Here is a 22,331-nt window from a genome sequence, read left to right as displayed (position 1 = left end):
TGGGCGTCCTACATCGGCGGGGCGATCGGCAGCACCCTGTAGATCGGCTCGACCCCGTAGGTGGCGCGATGATCGTCGATGAAGGCGATCATGACCGAAACCGGCGGTCGAGCTCCGCCCGGACAAAATACGCGGTCGCCTTCCTCAGGATCTCGTCGACCACGGTGTCGGTGAACTGGGGCGGCTTACCGGGCGAGGGGTCTTGTCGCGCAGGAGACCCTCGACGCCTTTTTCAGAATAGCGCTGTTGCCAGCGCCAGACGGCGGACCGGCTGACACCCGCCTGCTGCGCGACTTCCAGAACGAAGAGGCGCTCGGCAATAGCAGGACGATGCAAGCGCGCTGTATGTGCTTGAGAGGTCGTATCCGATTTGCGACGACGGCGGACAGGCGGGTCAGGTCGTCGGCGCTCGGGATCACACAGACAGTATGAGTCAACCGCAGGCTCGCACGGCCCACATCGTCTGTGAGTCCTCCGTATGCGTCAATGCACTAGCAGGCGTTCGCGATCTGGCGCGCCGCTTCAGCGGGCCCACCGGCTTCGTACGGACCGCCTCCTCCCTGGGTCGCACCGGCTGATGGCAGCCTTCACCAAACGTCGCATCCCCGACAACCGCGGGCACGATATTGACGAGACGGGTTGCCGTCCTTATCCAACAAAATTGATTGTCTCGGACGTGGACCAGCGACGTCAGCGCTGAGCGACGTTGCGGATCTCGCCGAACTTTGCTCCCACAACAGCCTTATCCTGGTCGAAGTTAGCTGCCGAACCATACAAGTGACGGGCGGCAATTACGACAGGATATGCTGGATGCGCACCGGCATGAAGATGCCCTGCGGAGTTGAAACCCATGGGGATCCAGCGTAGCATCGCCTGGCCTAGATGCGCGAACGCTCAGCTCTAAAAGGCGAGTTGGAATTGTAGAGAAGAGCGGGCCTGCGTCATGCGGCGCCGGTCGCGATATGAGGCGTCCTAGCTATCATTTGATCTGACGGTTGAGCGCGCGATTTGTCCAACGTTTTCAATTATGACCTTCCACCTGCGCGGTGGTGCTCACGCTGCGTGAATCCATCGCGCGCTGCTGTAACGGCCACCTTTGATGAAAGTGGCGTTTGCAGTGGCTGCCGCGTACACGAGCAGAAGAAAACCATTGACTGGGATGAACGCCTAGAAGAATTGCTGGAGATTGTTGAGCCGTATCGAAAGCCGTCTGGATACGAGTGCGTTATTGGAGTATCGGGCGGAAAAGACAGCTATTATCAGGCGCATTTTGTGATCGAAAAGCTCGGCCTTAGGCCGTTGCTGGTTACGTACAATGGCAACAACTACCTTGACGTTGGTTGGCGCAACCTGATGACGATGAAGGAGCGCTTCAAGGCTGATCATATAATCGTATCGCCGAGTGTTGAAGTGCTAGTGCGGATGAACCGGCTGTGTTTCCGCAAAATGGGCGATATGAACTGGCAGAATCATGCTGGGATTGCGACGATCCCGATGAAGGTCGCTGTTCAACATAGTATCCCTCTAGTGTTCTGGGGTGAGCACGGCTGGACCGATATTGGTGGAATGCACTCGCTTCACGATCGAGTCGAGTATACCGCGCGTTACCGTCGCGACCAATTGCTGCGGGGCTATGACTGGTTCGATATGCTAGGCGACGAAGAGGATCCAGTCGAGGAAGCCGAGCTCGAGTGGTGCAAGTATCCAGCCGATGAAGAAGTGAGGTCACTCGGTCTGCGCGGCATTTTCATTGGTAACTTTGATCCCTGGGATGCTAATGCTCACGCCCGGCTCGTGACTGAGCGTTATGGTTGGGAAGCGTCGCCGGTGCCATTTGATCGAACTTATCGTCGGATGTCGAACCTCGATGATCGTTACGAAAACGGGGCTCATGATTATCTTAAATATGTTAAATTCGGATATGGCCGAGGCACCGATCACGCATGCAAAGATATTCGCGCTGGTTTGATGACACGAGAGGAAGGTATAGAAATGGTCCGTCGATACGACCATGTTGTGCCGTCCGATCTTGAATATTGGCTGCGCTACGCCGATTACGACAGGGAGCGCTTCGAAAAGATTGCCGACTCGTTCCGCGACGCGTCTGTCTGGAGGCGAGACGCGGCAGGCGAGTGGCGGAAGAGAAATATCTGGGATTGATATCGTGACAATTTTTTCCGACGCCGGAGAATCCGGCTCTATCACCGTCGACTCAGTCCGACCGGAGATCTACCAAGAGGGGCACCAGCGGGCGCTTGCACTCGACATAAGCTGGCTTTCTGAGAGATCGGGGAGTTTTGTAGAGGTAGATTGCCCGGCCTGTAACTGCAGCGGGCGCCACCCGTTGTATGAGAAATACGGGATGCATCATGTCGTATGTGACGATTGTGGAACCCAGTATATATCGCCCCGTCCAACGCCCGGTATGTTGGCTGAATTCTATGCGCAATCAGAGATTTATTATTTCTGGGGTCAGACTATATATCCATCGAGCGCAACGGCACGCAAGGAACGCATCTTCCGGCCACGGGCTCGGATTATCGACGAGATTTGCGAAAAAGCCGGCCTAGTCAAAGGGGGTATCCTCGTCGAAATCGGAGCCGCATATGGCCTATTTTGCGAAGAAATTCGCGCGTTGGGACGATTTGATCGAATCGTCGCAATCGAGCCAGTTCCCACCCTCGCAGCAACTTGTCGCGAAAAAGGATTTGAAGTCATCGAGTCCACGGTAGAGCAAGTAAATTTAGACTGCTCTGTTGATGTGGCCTGCAGCTTCGAGGTCATCGAACATCTGTTCTCACCCCTCGCATTCATGAAAGAAATTTTCAGGCTTCTCAAGCCCGGAGGGCACGTAATGCTGAGTTGTCCGAACATCAAGGGCTTTGACACGGAAGTCCTCGGCGCACGCTCCGATACAGTCGATCATGAACATCTGAACTATTTTTCACCGGCATCGATAACCATTTTGGCGGAACGAGTTGGCTTTGTCGACGTCAAGGTCGTTACACCCGGTCGGCTGGATGTGGAGATCGTATCTTCGGCGCTCCGGCACGGCCTCATATCAGAGGATGAGCTCGGAAAATTCGTTTCAAAGATTGTAGCCGGTCCTGATCGAGCTGTAGCGGAACACTTCCAAGCATTCCTTGCGGCTTCAGGTCTCTCCTCTTCTATGCTGCTCATCGCTCGTAAATCCTGACATGGTCGTCGGTGTCGTATCCTACGGACTTGGAAATGTTCAATCGGTTGTGGCTGCTTTGCAGCGCATCGGTGTCCAGCCGGAAGTCCTGCACAGCGGTGACGAATTGATCGCCGCCGCTCCTGACCGAATCATTATGCCTGGCGTCGGGGCGGTCGGAGCAGCGCTCCACCAGCTAAAAGCCACAGGTTTGAAGAGTGCTCTGAATCACCTCGTAATCGAGGAACGGCGACCATTTCTGGGCATTTGTGTCGGCATGCAGGTACTTGCATGTACGTGCGAAGAGTTTGGTAGTCACGAGGGCCTAGGCTGGATTGAAGGATCTGTGGGTCGTCTTGAGTCTCAGGACAGAAGATTGCGTCTTCCTCACATTGGCTGGAACAACATTGTGGTGAGGAAAAAGGGTTCGCCTGTCGCGGATCTCGACGGAACGGACTTCTATTTTCTGCACAGCTATGCGCTGCGCTGTCCAGCGGAGTGCGTGGCCGCCACGGCAGATTACGGCGGCTCCTTTGTCGCGGCTGTCTCACAGGGACACATCCACGGCGTGCAGTTTCATCCTGAGAAGAGCGACGTTGCAGGTGGCCGCCTTCTCAAACAATTCCTCTCACTACCATGCTGAAGCGTCGCCTTATCCCCGTCCTTTATCTATTGAACGGCTGGATGGTGCGCAGCGAGTTGTTCCGAACGCATCAAGTGCTCGGCCAAGTTGTGCACCACATCGAGCGGATGATGGACTGGGAGGTTGACGAGTTGATCGTGCTCAATATTGGGCGTGAGGAGAGGTACGAGGCTGGTCGCACGGACGTGCGGTATCCTGGCGCGTTTGACTTTGCGAGTTTGATTTCACAGATTTCGGGCCAATGTCGTATCCCGCTTACATTTGGTGGACAAATTCGTACATTTGGCGATGTTGCGATGCGCATTGAGAACGGTGCAGACAAGATTGCACTCAACACGGTTCTGCATGAAGATCCTGCGATGGTGACCCGCGCCGCGCATGCGTACGGGAGCCAGGCTATTGTAGCAAGCATCGACTATAGATTGGTAGACGGGCAACCCGTCACTTTCATAGAGGGCGGCACCAAAAGCGTTGCTCTTTCACCCGTCGAGAGCGCTCGGCGAGCTGTGGAGCTCGGGGCCGGCGAGATCCTTCTGAACGCTATCGATCGCGACGGTGTTGCCTGCGGATTCGATATAGCCCGAATCGCTGAATTGGTTGATTCTGTCGATATTCCAGTAATTGCCTGCGGCGGAGCCGGACGAGACATTCACTTCGTTCGTACTTTTGAGGCTACGACGGTCCCAGCGATCGCTGCAGGCAATATATTCCACTTCACAGAAGACGCTTACCCCCGCATCAAACGGCTTCTCCGTACCCGGTTCGGCGACTTTCGGTGACACGGCAAGGACGGCTTGCTGTCTTCCGAGCCGACGGTAACAAGTCGATCGGCGGGGGCCATATTCTTCGCTGTCGCACGGTGGCCGATGAACTCGCGCGTCGTGGCTGGCGGGTGGCACTTGCGACCGACGCCCAGACAACGGCTCATCTTGGAGCTTGGGCCGTTTGGCCCGAAATGCTGGTGGTTGAACAATCCGGAGGACCTAGTCCGGAGGATTGCGCTCGACGCTGGCCCGACGGTTGCGATCTTCTGGTCACTGACCACTACTCATTGGACATCAAATTTGAAACCGCTTGCCGGCCCTGGGCAAACTTCCTGTTTGTGATCGATGATCTCGGCGACCGCGCCCATAATTGTAATCTGTTGCTCGATCAAACGCTTGGAATCTCGTCGGATGCCTACCTGAACCTAGTGCCAGACGGGTCAAGGCTTCTGATTGGGCCAACTTTCGCACTTATTCGACCCGACTTCGTCAAACTCCGGGCCGCTTCTATAAAACAGCGTCGCTTGGCGCCCAACTTCCGGCGTCTTCTAATCGCCCTTGGTCTGGCAGACAACGGCTTGTTACTTGAGTGCTTAGTTGAGGCTATCTCGGAAAGTGATCCGACCCTTTCCATCGATGTCGTGACGGGCGACGCTCGAACCTCGACAAGCCGGAAAGGTAGAGTGACCTGGCACGGCAGAGTTGGAGATATGGCCTCGTTGATGGCTACTGCAGACCTCGGATTGGGAGCAGCTGGGACGTCCACCTGGGAACGATGCTGCCTCGGGCTTCCCAGCTTGATGGTCATCCTCGCCTCCAATCAGGAGGCGATTGCGCAAGCGATCGAGAGGGCTGGCGCGGGCCTCTCACTCGGGCCGGCCAACGAAGGTCTAGCTGGGCGTGCAGCCGCGGCGCTCCAGCACCTTCGGAGCGCCGATACTTCGCTACGTACAATGTCGCGACGAGCCGCCGCGATATGCGACGGAAAGGGCGTTCAGAGGGTCGCAAACGCGGTAGAGGCCCTTTATTGTGATAACTGACACCTCGATTCGTACCTCCGCGGGCGCTCCGTCGAAGTTGGTGGACCGGTGGAGCAAAAAATGCAGCGAGGTCGATGTCCCGAGCGTCACAGCGGAACCTTCAACGCCTAATCGCCCTACGAAAGTTGGCCGCTTTTTCGCGTACGTCTCTCGTTATTCAAATCCGCTGAAGCTCAGGTGGCATCGGGATCTAGCCAGCCCGCTCCCAACGTTGAAGTCGTCCGTCAGAGAGGAGCGTAAATCCAGCACCGGCGGCGATCCGCTGAGAGGGAATGTTCTCGGATTTGATACAGGCAAAAACTCGACCGCTCGGCAACGCTGCGCGCACCATCTGCAGCCCGATTCCTTGGCCTCGCGCCTCCGGAGCCACCGTCCAACTCATCTCCGTGGAATCACCAAAATCTAGCCGAACCACGCCAACCGGCCGATCAGTTTCCGCGATGAGTAACGTTCTGCCTGCACCGGCGATCGCTTTGAGCAGCCAAGCCTCATGTGATTCAGCGTCGACTTCGGCTTCACTGATCGAGGCGAGGCGCGTTGCAGGATCGTTTCGCCACTCCAAGAGCCACGAGGCGTCTGAAGGACGAGCATGCCGAAGGTGCAGAGTCATGACGAACCCGCTAGCAGGGTGTTGAAAAAGTCTAGGCATGTGGGATTTATACCTACATCTGGTGTGGCCATATGGAACTGCACCTACCAACAGTATATCGTCTCCATCTTCTGAGACGCATTTCGACTTTTTCAACAGCCTGCTAGTGTCCTGGATCCTCGGTACCTTGGTTCGGATATACACCACACGTGTTGTGGCGTTCCACTTAGAAGCGGATACCGCGAGAAGATAGAGAGAAGGAGTCAACCCATGTCAGCGGGTCTCACGATCGCCGGTCGCAGGATCGGGCCTAGCGATCCGCCTTACATCGTCGCCGAGGTTTCTGCTAACCACAACGGCTCGATTGAGCGCATCTACGCAATCCTAGAGGCCGCCAAGGCCGCCGGTGCTGACGCGGCGAAGATCCAAACTTATACGGCCGATACGTTGACGATAGATCATGACGGACCGGATTTTCAGATTGCGGAGGGTCTCTGGAGAGGGCGTACTCTATACGATCTTTACAGCGAGGCCTCAACGCCGTGGGACTGGCACCACGGAATATTCCGTAAAGCTGAGCAAATTGGGCTGCCGATTTTCAGCTCTCCGTTTGACGAGTCAGCCGTGGAATTTCTTGAGGAACTTGACTCGCCAGCTTACAAGATCGCATCGTTTGAAGCTGTTGACCTTGAGCTTATTGCCTCTGCGGCTCGAACCGGGAAGCCCGTGATTATCTCTACGGGCCTGGCGACCCGGCTTGAAATTGCGGAAGCTGTAGCAACCGTCCGGGAGAACGGCGGAGCCGGTCCCATCCTTCTACACTGCGTCAGCGCCTATCCAGCACCGCCAGAGGATATGAACCTACGCAGCATCCCAGCGTTAGCCTCAGAGTTCGAAACAGAGGTCGGCCTGTCCGACCACACTCTTGGTACCGGGATCGCCGCTTCCGCCGTTGCTCTTGGTGCAACTATGATCGAGAAGCACCTAACGCTTCGACGGGCTGACGGCGGCCCCGATGCGGCCTTCTCCTTGGAGCCGTCTGAATTCGCAGATCTAGTCCAGCAGGTACGTACGACCTGGGCTGCACTGGGGAGTTCAGGAGTAGAGCGGGCTGGAAGCGAGCGAAGCAATCTGGCTTTCCGCCGGTCTCTCTATGTAGTTGCTGATATTATGAGGGGCGAGACACTGACGCGCGCCAATGTACGCTCGATCCGGCCAGGATATGGGTTGCCACCGAAATTCGTTGGCGAAGTTCTCGGTCGTAAAGCGAAGATCGATATTTTAAGAGGGACAGCTTTAGATTGGTCGTTTGTCGAATGATGGGTAAATCGAAGTAGCAACAACAAAGATTGCGATTATATTATGTTTCGTCTCGATCTTCAAAGCAATATTGTACTGAGGAAATCAGCTGCGGTAATTGTAAGCTCGGCCCTAAGAAAAACTCTTAACCTGTCCACTAGCGGCTGGCATAATGCACGTTACATCGAAGCGAGGATTCGCCCGACATTGCAAAACTTCAGAAAAAGCACTACTCACCGTGTATCAGCCACTGTTGGATTGATGTCGACCTGCAAAGAAAGATTTGGTGCTCGCCAAGTGGCATAATTTGGTCATGGTCCGAGTGCTGCAAGTCCTGGTTCCGACGTAGCAAGAAGCGAGAACGAAGTGATGATGAAATCTGCACGTGGACTGTACCGACTCGTCGATAGAAGGACTGGTGATAATAAAATCCAAGTTATGGATGGAACCCTCAGTTTCGCGATGCCCGAATCAAAATATCGAGAATTAAGCATCAAGCCCGCGATCGAAGATCTGCCATACAATCCGGTTTCTGATCGGCCCGCCTTCGGGAGCGATCCGGGTAAAGACGCACCTTCGTCGTCATAGGCTTCTGATATCTTCAGTTAAATTGACATTCTGACTCTGGAGTTCGTCGTTATGTCGATTTCGTCTGTCCGATATTATGCCGAGTCTATTTCATTGTTTGTCATCACAACAATATTTAATGCGGCACCTGGTGAGAGATGGTCCTAATATGCAATCAACTGTCGCTAAGCTGATGGCTCCCCGGCATATCGAATTTGTTGAAGAGGAGTTGCCGGAATTGATGGACGGTGACCTGTTGTGTGAGACGTTGGTGTCCGCAATCTCAACCGGTACAGAGATCGCAGCGTACGTAGGACTTCCCCCACTCCGCCCCTCCGCTGCGTATCCAAGATTATTGGGCTATTGCAACGTTTCGAGGGTGACGGACAGCAGGAGCGACAAGTTTCAGGTCGGCGATAGAGTGCTGACTTTTCAATCTCATCGGAGTGCGTTTGTTGTTAATTACACGGGCGTGTTATTGCGGCTGCCCGATCAGGCAGACGCCCGCCATATCTCGACGAGTTATCTATTTCATCTCGGCTACAATGCTGTCGTTCGTAGCCAAGCGCAGATCGGCGCGCGTGTCGTTGTCATCGGGTTGGGTGTCATAGGGCTCGCATGCGTGGCAATGGCTAGTCTCGCGGGATGTCGCGTTGACGCCGTTTCAGATCATGCGGATCTCAGCGTCGTCACGGCGTTCGGTGCAAACAATCTTTTGCGCCGGCCCTATTCCGGACCCGCGGCCGAGGTCGTTTTGCTAACGACAAATTCTTGGGGTGACTGGCAGATGGCGCTAAAAGCAGCGGGAAAGTTCGGCACAATCGCAGTATTGGGCTTCCCCGGACGAGGGCAGCCAGCACCACAGCAAAATCCGCTACCCACTGAAGACTTCTACGACAAGCAGCTTCGTATCGAGGCGGTGGGTTTATCTCCAGAGTACAATGACTCGCGTGGATTTCTCCCTCGAAACGAGCGAGACAATATCGCGTTTATTGCGGGAAAAATCATGGATGGTACACTGAAGCCTGATTTGTTAATCTCAGGTGCTTTTCCCGCAAGGCGCATCGAAGATGCTTATAAACGCCTGATTGATCGAGAGAGAGGAGCGTTAACCTACGTTCTGGATTGGCCCCGATGAGGGCTGCAGTCATCGGATGTGGACGGATGGGCGCCTTCGCAAGTGATGTCGCGCGGCAATGGCTGCCATCCGATTGGTTCCCGCTGACGCATGCAGAGGCTATCCTTGACCACCCAAGCCTGGATTTGGCTGCGATCGTCGACAGTGACGCTTCGAAGCTTTCGGTGGCTCAGGCGCGATATGGATGCGACGGCTTCTCGGGATTCGAGGAGATGTTGGATGTAGTGAAACCGGAGCTTGTCTGCATCGCCACTCGTACGCCCGGTAGAGCGGCATTGATCAAGCGTTGTGTTCGCGCTGGAGTGAAGGCGATCCATGTTGAGAAGCCGTTATGCAATTCGGTGCTGGAGCTGAACGAGCTCGAAGCGGAATTGTCTTCGGAGCAAATCTTCTTGACGATAGGTGCCCTTCGCAGGCATTTGTCACCATATCTCACAGCGCTCGATTTTGTGACGCGAGGCGATCTAGGTAAGTTGAGAGAGATACGGGTTGGATTTGGACCTGGTCCGCTATACTGGACTCATCCTCATAGTGTCGATCTAATGCTGTGGGCGGCTCGTCCTCAGGCTGTTTTGAGTGTTCAAGCTCGGTTGGATAAGCTTGATTTTGACAAGTCTTCCGGTGTCGTTTTGAATGATCCTATCGTTCTGAATGCTGTAATTGAGTTCAAGGATGGAATTATTGGCCACATCTCTCAATCTGGTTTGGGTGAGCTTACCCTGGAATGTCAAGATGGTGCTGTCGTGGTTGAAAACGACGGTTGGGTACTCAAATCTCGCAGCCGAGCTGGGGATGATCCGTACCCACACTGGAAGTCGGTAACCCCGTCTCGGACATCGCCGTTTCGTGGAACAACCGCCGCGTTGCAGCAATTGGTGTCGTGCCTTAAGGACGACATCGGTGCCCGTTCGGAAAACTCGGCTTTGAAGGCGGAGATATTCCTGGGGCAGAGGCTCTTATTTGGAATAATCGCGAGCCACCTAGAGGGTGGTCGTCCTTTACGGCTCTCTGAAATACCGCAGGATTTGGCCGTGGAAGCCATGACCGGCGGACGGCCGGCCTAGTACTATAGATGCATTCCCGGCGTGATCGGAGATGGGCTGCTCGTTCGGAGGCGCGATGTCGTGGGACTGTCAGGAATTTCGTGTTCGGGCGGCCATAGTGGATCCGATGGAGGTTCCCGATGGCACGACGCAAAGCACCCCGTATCCCTGACGCGATCCTGGACCAGCTCCTGGCTGGGGCCGATCCCAAGACGGCCTTCGAGGCCGATGGCCTGCTGGACGAGCTGAAGAAGGCCCTGGCCGAGCGGGCGCTCAACGCCGAGATGGACCACCATCTGGCGGGCGAGGACGCCGGCAACACGCGCAACGGCTATGGCCGCAAGACGGTCACGACCGAGACAGGCCGGATTGAGCTGGCGATCCCGCGCGACCGGCAGGCGACGTTCGATCCGCAGCTGATCGCCCGGTATCAGCGCCGCTTTCCCGGCTTCGACGACAAGATCGTGTCGATGTACGCCCGCGGCATGAGCACCCGGGAGATCGTCGCGCACCTGCGCGAGCTCTACGGCATCGAGGTCTCACCCGACCTGATCAGCGCGGTGACCGACGCGGTCCTGGAGGAGGTCGCCGCCTGGCAGGCCCGGCCGCTGGAGCCGGTCTATCCGATCGTGTTCTTCGACGCTCTGCGGATCAAGGTGCGCGACGAGGGCGTCGTTCGGAACAAGGCCGTCCACATCGCGCTGGGCGTGCGCGCCGACGGCTCCAAGGAGATCCTCGGCCTGTGGCTGGAGCAGAACGAGGGCGCCAAGTTCTGGTTGCGGGTCATGAACGAGCTGAGGAACCGCGGCGTCGAGGACGTGCTCCTGGCCGTGGTCGATGGCTTGAAGGGCTTCCCCGACGCGATCCGGGCGGTGTTCCCCGAGGCGCTGGTCCAGACCTGCATCGTGCACCTGCTGCGCCACAGCCTCGACTTCGTCTCCTACAAGGACCGCAAGGCCGTGGCGGGGGCGCTGAAGGACATCTACCGCGCGCTCGATGCCGCAGCCGGCGAGGCGGCGCTGGCGGCCTTCGAGGCGAGTGAGTGGGGCCGGCGCTACCCGGCCATCGCCCAGAGCTGGCGACGGGCGTGGGGCGAGGTGATCCCGTTCTACGCCTTCCCCGGCGAGGTGCGGCGGATCCTCTACACCACCAATGCCATCGAGGCTCTGAACGCCACGCTGCGCCGGGCTGTGCGCGCCCGCGGGCACTTCCCGACCGACGAGGCCGCGCTGAAGCTGCTCTACCTGGTCTTGAACCGCTCCGAAAAGGCGTGGAAGATGGGCCCGCGTGAGTGGGTCATGGCCAAGGCGCAGTTCGCCGTCATCTTCGGCGAGCGCTTCACCCGGGCCATGGCGGCCTGATGTTCAATCCGCCGCCCGCACACGGAATTCCTGACAGTCCCGATGTCGTTGTCGCTAGGGTGACGAAGCCAACAGCAACTTGCGCACAGAGTAAGCAAGCTGCCTAGGCCGCACCAAGACGAAAGGCAAGGTCGAACGGCCGTTCTCCTACATCCGCCAGGACTTCTTCGTTGCCCGCTCCTTCCGCGACCTCGACGACCTGAACCTCCAGCTCCGGACTTGGCTCAACACCATCGCCAACGTCCGCCTGCACGGCACCACGCAGCGAGTCGTCTCAGAGGCCTTCGCCGCCGAGAAGCCCGAGCTGCAGCCGCTGCCCGCCGTGCCCTTCGACGTCCTGCTCAAGCTCGAACGGCGCGTCAGCCACGACGGCCTCGTCTCGATCGGCGGCAACTACTACAGCGTGCCGGATCGGACCCGGCGCGTCGTCGAAGTGCACCAGTTGCCCGACACGATCCGCATCCTCGACGGCGGCCGGCTCGTGGCGAGCCACCCGATCCCGGGGGGACGGCGTCAGTACCGCGTCGATCCCGAGCATCGGCAGGGCGCGGCCGCCCGAGCCATGCGGCACGGCCATCTCGACAGCCTGCCGATCGTTCGGAGTGGCGATCACGTCGCGCAGCGCTCCCTGGCCGTCTACCAAGCCGTTGGCGAGCGGCTCGCCGCCGGGATCGGGGTCCGGTCATGACCCGCACCGCTCCCGCCCATGCCGCGAGGACCCTCGACAGGATCAAGCACAGCCTGGTCGGCTTGCGCATGCCGCGAGCCCTCGAAGTCCTCGACGCCACGGTCCGGCGCATCGAGCAGGGCGAGATCGATGGGGTCACCGCCCTCGACGAGATCCTGATGGAGGAACTGACGCTGCGCGAGAACCGCCGGGTGAAGACCGCCCTGCTGGTGGCACGCCTGACGACGATCAAGACGCTCGCCGGCTTCGACTTCACCTTCCAGCCCTCCCTCGACCGGGAGCGGATCATGGCGCTGGTGGAACTGACCTTCATCGACCGGGCCGAGGTGGTCCATCTCCTCGGCCCGCCCGGAACCGGCAAGAGCCATCTGGCCACGGCGCTCGCCGTCGAGGCGGTGAAGGCCGGGCGCAACGTGGTGTTCTCGACGCTGGCCGATCTGATCGCCTCGCTGGCCAAGGCCGAGCGCGACGGCGCGTTGCGCGAGCGGATCCGCTACCTCAGCCGGGCCTCGCTCCTAGTCGTAGACGAGATCGGCTACCTGCCCGTCGTCCCGGGCGGGGGCAACCTGTTCTTCCAACTCGTCAACGCGCGCTATGAGAGGGAGCGATGATCCTGACCTCGAACCGCGGCTTTGCCGAATGGGGTGAGGTGTTCGGTGATCCCGTGGTGGCCACGGCCCTGCTCGACCGCTTGCTGCATCACGCCGTCGTCATCCAGATCGAAGGGGCGAGCTACCGGCTGCGCCAGCACGGCGATCTCATCCCCGAGCACGTCCGTTCGAAGGCGCTGATCACCCCGCCGCCGGTTCCACGACGCCGCGGCCGGCCACCCAAAAAGGCGACCCTTGATCATATCGCCGGCTGATCACCGATCACCATCGAACCCGCCGGGTAGGGAATTTTGAAAGCCCACAAATGCGGAGACTTCGGCGCTCGTTGACACACGCTTCTGTCCCTCAATGACGGCAAGGAGCAGTGGCCCAGCCTGCGCTTGGCCATCCTCGACGGCGCCTTCACGGGCCGAGCGCTGTCAAGACTGGTGTAACCTCCATGGCATGCGTCACCGCGTCGTCGAGAAGCAGCCGGACCAGAAGGGCTTTGTCGTGCTGGAGCGGCGCTGGCTCGTGGAGCGAACCTTCCGCTGGTTCAGCCACTGGGGAGGCCTACTGCGCGAGCGCGCCGGCCGCCTCGATGTCGCGACCGGACGTCTCGCCTGCGTCGCCAGCGTCATGTCCGCCGGCGCCCTCAACAATCCGTCCTAGGATCACACGCTCAAACAGGCTCTAAGGCTGACAGACATAGTCAGCTTCCTGCTATATCCTCGTGTGACCAGGTGATGCCGGATCTAACTACACGGGCCGGCGACCCGACGCAAATTGATCCGGCCGGAATGGCACAGTTGACGGTAGAACGAGCGCCGACAACCGCGTCCTTACCAATGCATGTGCCAGGAAGAAGAAGAACCTGCAATCCGAGCCAAACATGATCATCAACGAATACTTGGCCACCAAACGGATTAATGCGCCTTCTTGTTTGCGCATCGAGGATCGCATGCATATCATCCGTGTAGATTACAATTTGACTCGACCAAAGAGCATTTTGACCTATATAAATTCTTCCGCCATTGCGCGCGTTTAGATTCGGAGCCCATCCTGCATTCAACCTGCCATGAATAATGATCGAAGACTCGCCGCCACAATTTAAGCTTCCACCGGAACCGATATGTGAATGGCTGCCTATATAAATCAGCGGCTTACTTCCCCAAATTATAATTGAGGAATTTATCACTACGTTTTCGCCAAGAATGATAATCGCGCCCTCAGGCGGCTCTATTCCAGGATGATCCTGAATTGTCGGTAATGCAACGCTCGGATGGGCGAGAACAACGTTTCTCCGAGACCGCCACCAATCTGGAAGGCCGTCGCATACAGGAACCATATTTTCCAACGACTTAATGATGTCACTTCGCTCGGCCTCGGGAAGGTCTGGCCACCTAGACATCAATGCGGCCCCTATACCATACGCGTCGTGCATCAAAGTGCCTCCATGATGAGACGAACTGGTTGCTTCGTACAGCCCAATCCTGCTAAATTAGCGTCGGAGTGTTTGGAATGGGTGCGACACGTTCGCTTGTGCCTTTGACAAGATCGAACAGATCATTGACCAGCCACTATCCAACTAGGTCTATTAACATAACGGCCCAGGAGTGCAACCAAACCGGGAACGCGCGCTTAGACTTCGCCAGCGACAATAATTGTGAGGGACATTTTTTCGAACGGCGTGCGAGAAGATCCGCATCGGCTTTAGAATTCGATCCGATTCGCGGGCTCATGCGTGTATAACAGCCTTATTAGATTATTGCCACGTTCACGACGTTGCTTCAGTAAGGGCCATCATCCTGTGCATCAACTAAGAAGGGAAGACCAACGTAGGCGCACGCACACGTGGCAGGCGGCCGGATTAGCCGTACCTAATATGCATCCACACGAGCTGGTGTGAAGCTACGTCAGCGAATGAACTATAAATGCATTATAAGTGGAGAATTGCGGCCGCCGGTCAAGAGCGGCCGATCACGATCAACCATCTGTATAAAACGTGGAACGAACAGGCCAAATAGAAAGGACTGGAAAGTTGAGCGCCGAATTCTGAATTTCACGAGTCTTGTTGGAGTTGAACTTTGAGCCACATATAGATTGTTTTATTGACCTCGTGTAGAATCCCGAAGTACGGGTCCGAGATTTGCCCCGCCCGATCAGCCCGAACGATCTCCGAATGTATGCTCTCGACCACGACGCTTGTTAGGTGTTCAACAAATCGCAAGAGAGCGTCGGATCTGTCTTCACGCTCCACCTCGAGCCAATCTACGTAATCCTCGTAATTCCGAACGCTGTCGTCGTATAAGCCAGGTCCTGCGGGAGCTTTCTCATTCGGGCGGCAGCCATTTCGCCAGCCAACCGCGACGTAGTGCGAGAAAGGATCCTTCTCCGTCTCGGCCGCATCACGACACGTATCTAGATAATAGCGGGTCGAGAAGAAAGCGTTTGGGTTGCGGCCCTCTCGCCAGCCTTCACAAAGGTGATAGACGAGCGGCGCCACTTCAGCACCGGCCAGATCTGGATTGTCGCTCAAATACCACGAAGATGAAAAGTTCTCGCCAATCTCTCGGCCCTCCTTCCACCCAAAGAGCAAATAATGAGCGAAAGGCTCAACATCGCTTTGCCGCACATCGGGATTTTCAGTCAAGTAACGTCTAACGGAGAAGTATGCGTTTGGCGACCTTCCTTCGCGCCATCCTTGTGAAAGGTAATCAATGAGGGGATTCGTGTCGTCTTTTAAGAGATTCCCGTATCGTTCTAGATAAAGCGAGACAGGAAACAGAGGACTTGGATCCTGATTCTTAGACGCACCAGCGGTCAGGTAATGGCCAACAGGCTCGATATTCCGCAACGCGAGATCAGGATTTCGTTGAAGATAGAATGAAGTCGAGAAGACCGAGTTGGGGTCACGGCCATCGCGCCAGCCCAAACGGAGATAATGTTCAAGCGGCTCGATCTTTGAAGTCCAGACATCTCGATATCGATTTAGATAATAGAATGTATTGAACCAAGGCGTCGGATCTAACATCTCGCTCCAACCACGTTCGAGGTAGTCCAGAAGCGGAGCGGTCTGCAAGACCCGCCTTTGACTAATCTGGTCCTTATAATAGTCGTCGTCGAATATCCCAGCCGTCTTACGCCCCTCTTTCCACCCCAGCCTGAGATAATGGGCCAGCGGGTCCATATCCATTCCCTCGATATCCGTATGCTCCTTCAAGTAATCTCGACCGGAAAAATACACTGACGCTGGTCGGCCCTCTCTCCAGCCTTTCGTGAGTTGGTAAATGAGAGGGTCACTGTCACCTCGAAGATCTGGGTTCAGTTCCACATATTTGGATGGTGAGAATAATGGACTTATTGCCCGCTGCTCTTTCCATCCATGCTCAAGGTAATGACCCATCGGTTCGACTCCGAGCTCGGCGACGTCGCTGTGCTGGCGGAGATAAAACTTGGTTGAAAATAATTGATTTGGGTCGAGGTGGCTCTTCCAGCCAGAACTAAGATAATGAGCGAGCGGGTCAACGTTATCGAACCGTTCGCAAGGAACTTGCGAACGGTAATACCAGATTGAAAACCATGGATTGGGATCAAGCCCCATACGCCATCCCTCAGTGAGATAATGCTGAAAGACGTCATCACCGGGATCGATGCCTCGTGCGGAGCATAGAGACCCGTAGTAGGACGGATCAAAATAGCGCGCCGTTAAGTGCGGACCTGCCGGTAGATCGTCTTCCGCCTCGATATCTCTGAATTCTGAGTTAGGCTCGGCGCCATCGTCGATATTAAAAATTCTTTTCACAGCTGAGGATTGAACGTCGAGGGTGAATTCCCTTATTAATGTTTCTTGCGCATACTGAGCAACAAGTCGAGCAAGCAATGGAGATTTTACAATGGACTCAATTGCATCTAAAACAACGTCGCCTTTTAAAGACGGACAAGTAAACCCGCATCGGTTTTGGGACAAATAATTATAGACTGAGGCATTTTCAGGGCCGTGAAATAAGATCGGTCGACCTGCAGCCATGTACGTAACGAGCTTAGATGGAAAGCTAAAGCGCGTCACTTCCGACATCTCTGCTGAGAACGGGTACGGGCAATACAAGATGTCGCAATTTTTGGAGAGGGTGGCGATCACCTCCGTTTGCGGAAGCCATCCACGGTAGTCAACATATTCAGGGGGAATGTTTCCGGGTGGTGGTGCGGAACCAAGGATGAGGAGGCGGACTTTGCGTTCGCCGAGGGTCCAATTATTTGACTCGAGTGCAGCGCATAAGGATTGCCAGGCATCGGCCGCATAAAACTGGCCTGCCATTCCGAGTGTGACAGGTTCGGAGGTGCCTCGGGACGGCGGTGGTGAAAATACCGTTGAATGGTCAACTGAAGCGATTACAGCCGTTGCGTTACTGTCTGGAAGCCGCTCTCTTACGTGCTTTGTCATTGCGGCGGATGCAGTGATGATGGTTTTGCTGGCTGAAAGTGACTTCCAGAACTCTCGTTGATCGAGATGAGCGCTTAGCGCGTCGACTTTGTGAGCAGAGTGCCACCAGGATAAGGGGTCCCAGATTTGCACAGTAAATGGAACGCCCAGCTTCTGAGAGGCACGTCTTGCAAGACGGACCATAGTTTGCCCTTGCAGTATGGCCCACACTTGCGAGATGTTGTGGGATTTGCCGAACTGCACAGCTTCCTGAACGATACGTCTGGAATCGATCAAGCGCTTTTTCGTCTCATTTAAAGTCTTGCCAAATTCGCCCAAATGAATGCGAAGAAATTTCGGATCGCCGAATTCATTTGGCTTTTTGACTGTCTTGATTGGTAGCCAGAGAAGGTCCGGTGGTATTTCTGGTGTTAAGGCCGGGTTCATAACGATAAAGGCTGCAAGTTGGCCGGGTTGAAATGCGCGGCACATCTGTAGAGTTACGAGCCCGGCGGTATAATTTGTGCAAGGTGGGATGTCTGTTATCAGTAATACGGTCACGTCATTGGCCTCTCGCGTTAAATATAAGTGCTTCGTGATACTGACTTACCTCATAAGATTGGTCCTATTTAACATCGTATTTCATTGATTCTCAATCAATGTTCGAGTGCGTTGCCTTAGACTTCGGGATGAGCTTTTCGCTTTCCGTTTATTTAGTGGATTTGTCGGTTCAAAGTGTGGGTTCCGGGATGAAATTGGCTGCTGATGATAGATTCATCTTTATCTGATGTGGCGTTAGCTTGAGCGCCTGATAAGATCAGGTGGCGCATCCTCTGATTGCCTTATGGCTTAGCTAGTTGGCCGTTGGACACACGCCGACACGATCTTGAGTTCGAAAATCGACCTGAGAGCGCGTCAAGCGAACTAAAGCTTAACCCTTATCTGCTGCTGCCCGGCGAGCCATCACAACGTGCCTCTTGACCTCGACGATTTGTAGGCCGGAGTCCCGAAGATCGATCCTGAACACCTAGTTTACCTGTTAGGAAATTTAACATTCCACTGACTCACACTCGGGGATGGTCGCGACGCGCTATTTGGGTTGATGCCGCCTGTCCATTCGGGGCTATGTTCATCGCCGTTGATCCCGCGTTGTCGCCTTTTCCTTATAGGCGTACTGCAGCAGAGAATCTGTGGCTTAGGTGCCACCGCTTCGAGGCGGAACGCTTCGCGCGGTATAAGTCGCGAAGCCATAGCGGCGGACAGGGTTGAGGCGGGGCCTCGTTAGCTTTCTGAGCAGGAGAGCCTTGATGTTGTCTATCGGGACGAGGGCTTGAGCCTGCGGCTCAAGCGGCCGCGCCGGCACGTCAGCCCGGCACACCGTGAACGTCAGCCCGCCGCGCTCCGCGATCGAGCGCTGGTCGATGGACTTCGCCTCTGACGCGCTATTCGATGGCCGCCGCCTCCGGGTCCTGACGGTCGTCGATGCGTTCACGCGCGAGGCTTCGGCGATCGCGGTCGACCAGGGCATCAAATGCGAGTAGGTCGTGGCTACCATCTCCCGCTTAGATGTTTGGTCCCGGCATGTGGTGTGACGAATCGAGCCTGAAGCGTTCTGGCTCTTTCGTCCAGGTCTGGCAGATGAACTCGTAGGGAGTGAGGCCGCGCAGGGTCTTGTGATTCTCCCTGGGCGTCGCGGACACCTCTGATACGCTCATGCTGAGCGGGGAAGGTGTTGGATGGCGAAGACGAGACGAGAGTTCACACCCGAGTTCAAACGCGAAGCGGTCGCCCTGCTGGAGAGCAGCGGCCGACCGCAGATGCAGGTCGCGGCCGAGCTCGGGATCCAGCCCTCGATGTTGCGGCAGTGGCGCGCCACGCTGAATGGGGCTTCACCCCGGCCGTGGCCGTCAGGATCGAGAGGGATTGCGCCACCGAGCCCGGTCGCGTCCCCGTCCGATCAGGCCGCCGAGATCGCCCGTCTGCGGCGTGAGCTCGACCGCACGCGCACGGAGCGCGACGTGCTAAAAAAAGCCATCGGCATCTTCGCGGAGATGCCCAAGTGACCTTCGCCTTCATCGAGCAGCATGCGCGGACCTGGCCGGTGCGTCTCATGTGCCGCGTGCTCAAAGTCTCCCCCAGCGGGTTTCATGGCTGGCGGTCACGGCCAGAGAGCGCCCGCTCGGCCTCCAACCGCCAGCTCCTGGACGATGTCCGGCGCATCCATGCCGCTCATCACCGGCGCTACGGCTCCCCGCGCGTGCATGCCGCCCTGCGGGCCGAGGGCCGTTCCGTCAGCCGCGGGCGGGTGGAGCGTCTCATGCACCGGCATGGCATCCGTGCCCTGGCGAGGCGTTGATTCCGGCCCTGCACGACCGACAGCCGCCACGAGCTCCCGATCGCCCCAAACCTCCTGAAGCAGGACTTCTCGGCCGCGCGGCCTGGCACGGTCTGGCTGGCTGTAGCGCGGCGATCTGGATGAGATGTCAGCGACAATCAGGATGAGTGACCGGTGTCGCGGCGGGTTGATGATGAGCGGGTCGATCGACCGGCGCAAGGTGGCGTCGGGTCAGGTTCGTGTCGCGGAGCGTCACGCATCGGCAGTTTTGATTGTCGCGCGAGTTGGCGGTCGACCAGGACCGCGTTTCCGATCCAGGGCCGTGCGACGCCGGTAGCTCTCGACGTTCATCTCGAAGATGGTGGCATGGTGCACCAGCCGGTCGACGGCAGCGAGCGTCATGGCCGGATCGGGGAAGATCCGACCCCACTCGCCGAAGGGCTGGTTGGCGGTGATCATCAGGGAGCGGCGCTCGTAGCGGGCGCTGATCAGCTCGAACAGCACGCTCGTTTCGGCTTGGTCCTTGGTGACGTAGGCGAGGTCGTCGAGGATCAGCAGGTCGAAGCGGTCGAGCCGGCCGATGGCCGCCTCCAGGCCGAGGTCGCGCCGGGCGACCTGCAGCTTCTGGACGAGGTCGGTGGTGCGGGTGAACAGCACCTTGAAGCCGGCCTCGACGAGAGCGAGCCCGATCGCGGCGGCGAGATGGCTCTTCCCACCGCCAGGTGGACCGAACAGGAGCAGGTTGGCCCCCTGCGCCAGCCAAGCGTCGCCGGCGGCGACCGCCATGACCTGAGCCTTCGAGAGCATCGGCACGGCGGCGAAGTCGAAGCCATCGAGCGTCTTGCCGGGTGGCAGGCGCGCCTCGGCGAGATGACGCTCGATGCGTCGTCTGTCGCGCTCGGCCAACTCGTGCTCGGCCAGCGCCGCGAGGAAGCGGGCGGCAGGCCAGCCCTCCTTGTCGGCCTGTTCGGCAAAGCGGGGCCAGACGGTCTTGATGGTCGGCAGGCGCAGCTCACCGAGCATGATCCCGAGCCGGGCGGTGTCGACCGCGGTGGTGGTGCGGGCCAGGGCCTTCATGCCGCCCCTCCCGTCGTGACGCCGTCGAGGAGGCTCTCGTAGCTCGCCAGCGAGCCGAGGGCGACGTTGACGTGAGGGATGGTAGCCGGATCGGGTGCGAAGCGGGCACGCAGGACGGCTAGATCGGGCAGGCGCTTGGCGGCCAGTTCGACGGCCAGGCATTCGGCGAGTTCGGCCTCGCAGCCGCGGTCATGGGCCAGCGCAAGTAAATCGACGGCGATGCGGCAGGCCTGCCGTTCCGGAAGCGCGGCGCGCAGGGACTCAAAGGCGTGCCGGTAGGGTGCCCGCGGGAAGAGCCGGTCGCGGTAGACGAGGTTGAGCAGCGCCATCGGCTTGCGCCGGAGGGCGTGGATGACGTGGTGGTAGTCGACGACCTGATCGTGCCGTCCGTCCGGATGAGCCCGCCCCCGCGGCAGGGTGAAGAGGTGGGATCCGCCGACGAAGACGTCGAGGCGGTCGTCGTAGAGGCGCACGCGCAGGGTGTGGCCGATCAGGCGCGAGGGCACGGTGTAGAACACCTTGCGCAGGCGGAACCCGCCGGCCGAGGAGACGCGCACGCTGACCTGCTCGTAGTCGCACGAGCGCCGCTCGGGCAGCCGCGCCAGGACAGCCCGCTCGCTGTCGATGCGCTTAGCTTGGCGGGCGTTGCGGCGTCCGACGAGCTCGTCGACGAAGGTGCGGTAGGCGGTCAGGTCGGGGAAGTTGGTGCTGGTGCGCAGCAGGAGCGCATCGGCGAGGGCCCGCTTGAGGTGGCCGTGCGGGCCCTCCACCGAACCGTTCTCGTGGGCGAGGCCGGCGTTGTTGCGGGTGGGCGTCATGCCGTAGTGGGCGCACAGGGCCTCGTAGCGGCGGGTGAGATCCTCCTGGGCGGCCTCGTCGAGGTTGCGGAAGGCGGCCGAGAGGCTGTCGGTGCGGTGCTCGCGCGGCACGCCGCCGAGAGACCAGAGGGCATTCTGCAGCCCTTCGGCGAGCGCCACGAAGCTCTCGCCGCCGAGCACGACGTGGGCGTGCTCGAAGCCGGAGTAGGCGAGCCGGAAGTGGTAGAGCCGATGGTCGAGGCGCAGCCCAGCGATGCTGACGCCGAGATCGGCCATGTCGGTAAAGTCCGACAGTCCCATCCGCCCGGGCTCGTGGGTCTGACGAAAGATGACGTCCTGGTCGGCTCCGTGCACGGCGCGCCAAGCCCGGATACGCCGCTCCAGTGTCCGTCGGACCCCTTCACCGAGATCGGGATGACGGCGCAGGATCTCCTCGAAGACGGCCACCGGCCTCAGGCCGGGCGCGGCTTCGAGCAATGGCACGATCTCGGCCTCGAACACCTCGGCGAGGGGATCGGGCCGACGCCGTCCGCGCGGGGTCTTCTTAGCCGAGGGCAGACGCGGATCGGCGGCAATGCGATGGCCGGTGGCGGGACTGAAGGCGGCCTTGGCGGCGGCCGCAGCGACGCTGTCGCTCTGACGGAACTGCATGAAGAGCCTCATCTGGTGATCGGTCACGTGGCGGCCGGGCACGGGCAGGCTCCTCAAACTGAGGACGACCCGCAGCTGGCCCGGTGGCCGCGATCACCAGACGACGTGCCCCTGAAGGTCACGCCGACGC

At 58.2% G+C, this 22,331-nt stretch carries 15 protein-coding genes, 6 pseudogenes and 1 other annotated feature; of the genes and pseudogenes, 14 read left to right on the top strand and 7 right to left on the bottom strand.

What is annotated here, in order from left to right; genetic code table 11:
* Nucleotides 1–17: 17 nt before the first annotated feature.
* Nucleotides 18–134, bottom strand: a sequence feature (AL1L pseudoknot).
* Nucleotides 18–437, bottom strand: a pseudogene (locus JOE48_RS02285) (helix-turn-helix domain-containing protein); the annotation flags it as partial. It overlaps the preceding feature by 117 nt.
* 571 nt (nt 438–1,008) lie before the next feature.
* Between JOE48_RS02285 and JOE48_RS02280 the strand changes: the two are divergent.
* From JOE48_RS02280 to pseG, 5 genes are read left to right on the top strand one after another with little or no spacing between them, the layout of a single operon-like run.
* The gene (locus JOE48_RS02280) at nt 1,009–2,160 is read left to right on the top strand and encodes an N-acetyl sugar amidotransferase (protein ID WP_245252689.1); all 1,152 of its coding nucleotides are present in this window, start codon (nt 1,009–1,011) and stop codon (nt 2,158–2,160) included.
* 4 nt (nt 2,161–2,164) lie between these two features.
* Nucleotides 2,165–3,196 (top strand): class I SAM-dependent methyltransferase, encoded by a 1,032-nt coding sequence (locus JOE48_RS02275; protein ID WP_210026749.1) that lies wholly within the window; start codon nt 2,165–2,167, stop codon nt 3,194–3,196.
* A gap of 1 nt (nt 3,197) precedes the next feature.
* The gene (gene hisH, locus JOE48_RS02270; RefSeq protein ID WP_210026746.1) at nt 3,198–3,818 is read left to right on the top strand and encodes an imidazole glycerol phosphate synthase subunit HisH; all 621 of its coding nucleotides are present in this window, start codon (nt 3,198–3,200) and stop codon (nt 3,816–3,818) included.
* Nucleotides 3,812–4,597 (top strand): HisA/HisF-related TIM barrel protein, encoded by a 786-nt coding sequence (locus tag JOE48_RS02265; protein WP_210026744.1) that lies wholly within the window; start codon nt 3,812–3,814, stop codon nt 4,595–4,597. Before hisH ends, JOE48_RS02265 begins: the two co-directional genes overlap by 7 nt.
* Entirely contained in the window at nt 4,594–5,622 is a 1,029-nt protein-coding gene (gene pseG / locus JOE48_RS31160) for a UDP-2,4-diacetamido-2,4,6-trideoxy-beta-L-altropyranose hydrolase (RefSeq protein WP_210026742.1), read from the top strand. Before JOE48_RS02265 ends, pseG begins: the two co-directional genes overlap by 4 nt.
* Nucleotides 5,623–5,812: 190 nt before the next feature.
* Here the strand turns inward: pseG and JOE48_RS31155 are convergent, their stop codons facing one another.
* Entirely contained in the window at nt 5,813–6,232 is a 420-nt protein-coding gene (locus JOE48_RS31155) for a GNAT family N-acetyltransferase (RefSeq protein WP_210026738.1), read from the bottom strand.
* A 249-nt stretch (nt 6,233–6,481) separates the two neighbouring features.
* Here JOE48_RS31155 and pseI point away from each other — a divergent pair, with 249 nt between their 5' ends.
* The 7 genes and pseudogenes from pseI (at nt 6,482) to JOE48_RS02220 (ending at nt 13,569) form a co-directional block, all read left to right on the top strand.
* Nucleotides 6,482–7,531 (top strand): pseudaminic acid synthase, encoded by a 1,050-nt coding sequence (pseI, locus tag JOE48_RS02250; protein ID WP_210026737.1) that lies wholly within the window; start codon nt 6,482–6,484, stop codon nt 7,529–7,531.
* A 715-nt stretch (nt 7,532–8,246) separates the two neighbouring features.
* Nucleotides 8,247–9,215, top strand: a complete 969-nt coding sequence (locus tag JOE48_RS02245) for a zinc-dependent alcohol dehydrogenase (RefSeq protein ID WP_210026731.1) — start codon at nt 8,247–8,249, stop codon at nt 9,213–9,215.
* A complete protein-coding gene (locus tag JOE48_RS02240) occupies nt 9,212–10,279 on the top strand; it encodes a Gfo/Idh/MocA family oxidoreductase (RefSeq protein ID WP_280921288.1) in 1,068 nt (355 codons plus the stop codon). Before JOE48_RS02245 ends, JOE48_RS02240 begins: the two co-directional genes overlap by 4 nt.
* 119 nt (nt 10,280–10,398) lie before the next feature.
* Nucleotides 10,399–11,619 (top strand): IS256 family transposase, encoded by a 1,221-nt coding sequence (locus JOE48_RS02235; protein WP_210026721.1) that lies wholly within the window; start codon nt 10,399–10,401, stop codon nt 11,617–11,619.
* A gap of 109 nt (nt 11,620–11,728) precedes the next feature.
* Nucleotides 11,729–12,307: pseudogene (locus tag JOE48_RS02230) on the top strand (Mu transposase domain-containing protein); the annotation flags it as partial.
* Nucleotides 12,304–13,172: pseudogene (istB, locus tag JOE48_RS02225) on the top strand (IS21-like element helper ATPase IstB). The pseudogenes JOE48_RS02230 and istB (JOE48_RS02225), both read left to right, overlap by 4 nt.
* 190 nt (nt 13,173–13,362) lie before the next feature.
* Nucleotides 13,363–13,569 carry a hypothetical protein gene (locus JOE48_RS02220; protein WP_210026719.1) on the top strand — a complete coding sequence of 69 codons (207 nt, stop codon included), beginning with the start codon at nt 13,363–13,365 and terminating at the stop codon, nt 13,567–13,569.
* Nucleotides 13,570–13,609: 40 nt separating this feature from the next.
* On the opposite strand, the gene JOE48_RS02215 is transcribed toward JOE48_RS02220, so the two are convergent.
* Together JOE48_RS02215 and JOE48_RS02210 are read right to left on the bottom strand one after the other, a co-directional pair.
* Complete coding sequence (locus JOE48_RS02215) at nt 13,610–14,341, bottom strand: hypothetical protein (protein WP_210026717.1); 732 nt, start codon at nt 14,339–14,341, stop codon at nt 13,610–13,612.
* Between the two features lie 618 nt (nt 14,342–14,959).
* The gene (locus JOE48_RS02210) at nt 14,960–17,881 is read right to left on the bottom strand and encodes a hypothetical protein (RefSeq protein ID WP_210026715.1); all 2,922 of its coding nucleotides are present in this window, start codon (nt 17,879–17,881) and stop codon (nt 14,960–14,962) included.
* A 751-nt stretch (nt 17,882–18,632) separates the two neighbouring features.
* On the opposite strand from JOE48_RS02210, the pseudogene JOE48_RS02205 reads away from it, so the two are divergent.
* Nucleotides 18,633–18,858: pseudogene (locus JOE48_RS02205) on the top strand (IS3 family transposase); the annotation flags it as partial.
* A gap of 24 nt (nt 18,859–18,882) precedes the next feature.
* Here JOE48_RS02205 and JOE48_RS02200 read toward each other — a convergent pair.
* Nucleotides 18,883–18,993 (bottom strand): annotated as a pseudogene (locus JOE48_RS02200) (IS481 family transposase); the annotation flags it as partial.
* A 63-nt stretch (nt 18,994–19,056) separates the two neighbouring features.
* Here JOE48_RS02200 and JOE48_RS02195 point away from each other — a divergent pair.
* Nucleotides 19,057–19,778: pseudogene (locus tag JOE48_RS02195) on the top strand (IS3 family transposase); the annotation flags it as partial.
* A 129-nt stretch (nt 19,779–19,907) separates the two neighbouring features.
* Here JOE48_RS02195 and istB (JOE48_RS02190) read toward each other — a convergent pair.
* Together istB (JOE48_RS02190) and istA are read right to left on the bottom strand one after the other, a co-directional pair.
* Nucleotides 19,908–20,732, bottom strand: a complete 825-nt coding sequence (gene istB, locus JOE48_RS02190) for an IS21-like element helper ATPase IstB (protein ID WP_053611553.1) — start codon at nt 20,730–20,732, stop codon at nt 19,908–19,910.
* Nucleotides 20,729–22,213, bottom strand: a complete 1,485-nt coding sequence (istA, locus tag JOE48_RS02185) for an IS21 family transposase (RefSeq protein WP_409518549.1) — start codon at nt 22,211–22,213, stop codon at nt 20,729–20,731. The genes istB (JOE48_RS02190) and istA overlap by 4 nt, the downstream gene beginning before the upstream one ends.
* Nucleotides 22,214–22,331: the final 118 nt, after the last annotated feature.

This window comes from Methylobacterium sp. PvR107, assembly GCF_017833295.1.
In the GTDB taxonomy this organism is placed as follows: domain Bacteria; phylum Pseudomonadota; class Alphaproteobacteria; order Rhizobiales; family Beijerinckiaceae; genus Methylobacterium.
Note: the sequence above shows the minus strand (reverse complement) of the source record. Positions and strands in the feature narration are given on the sequence as shown.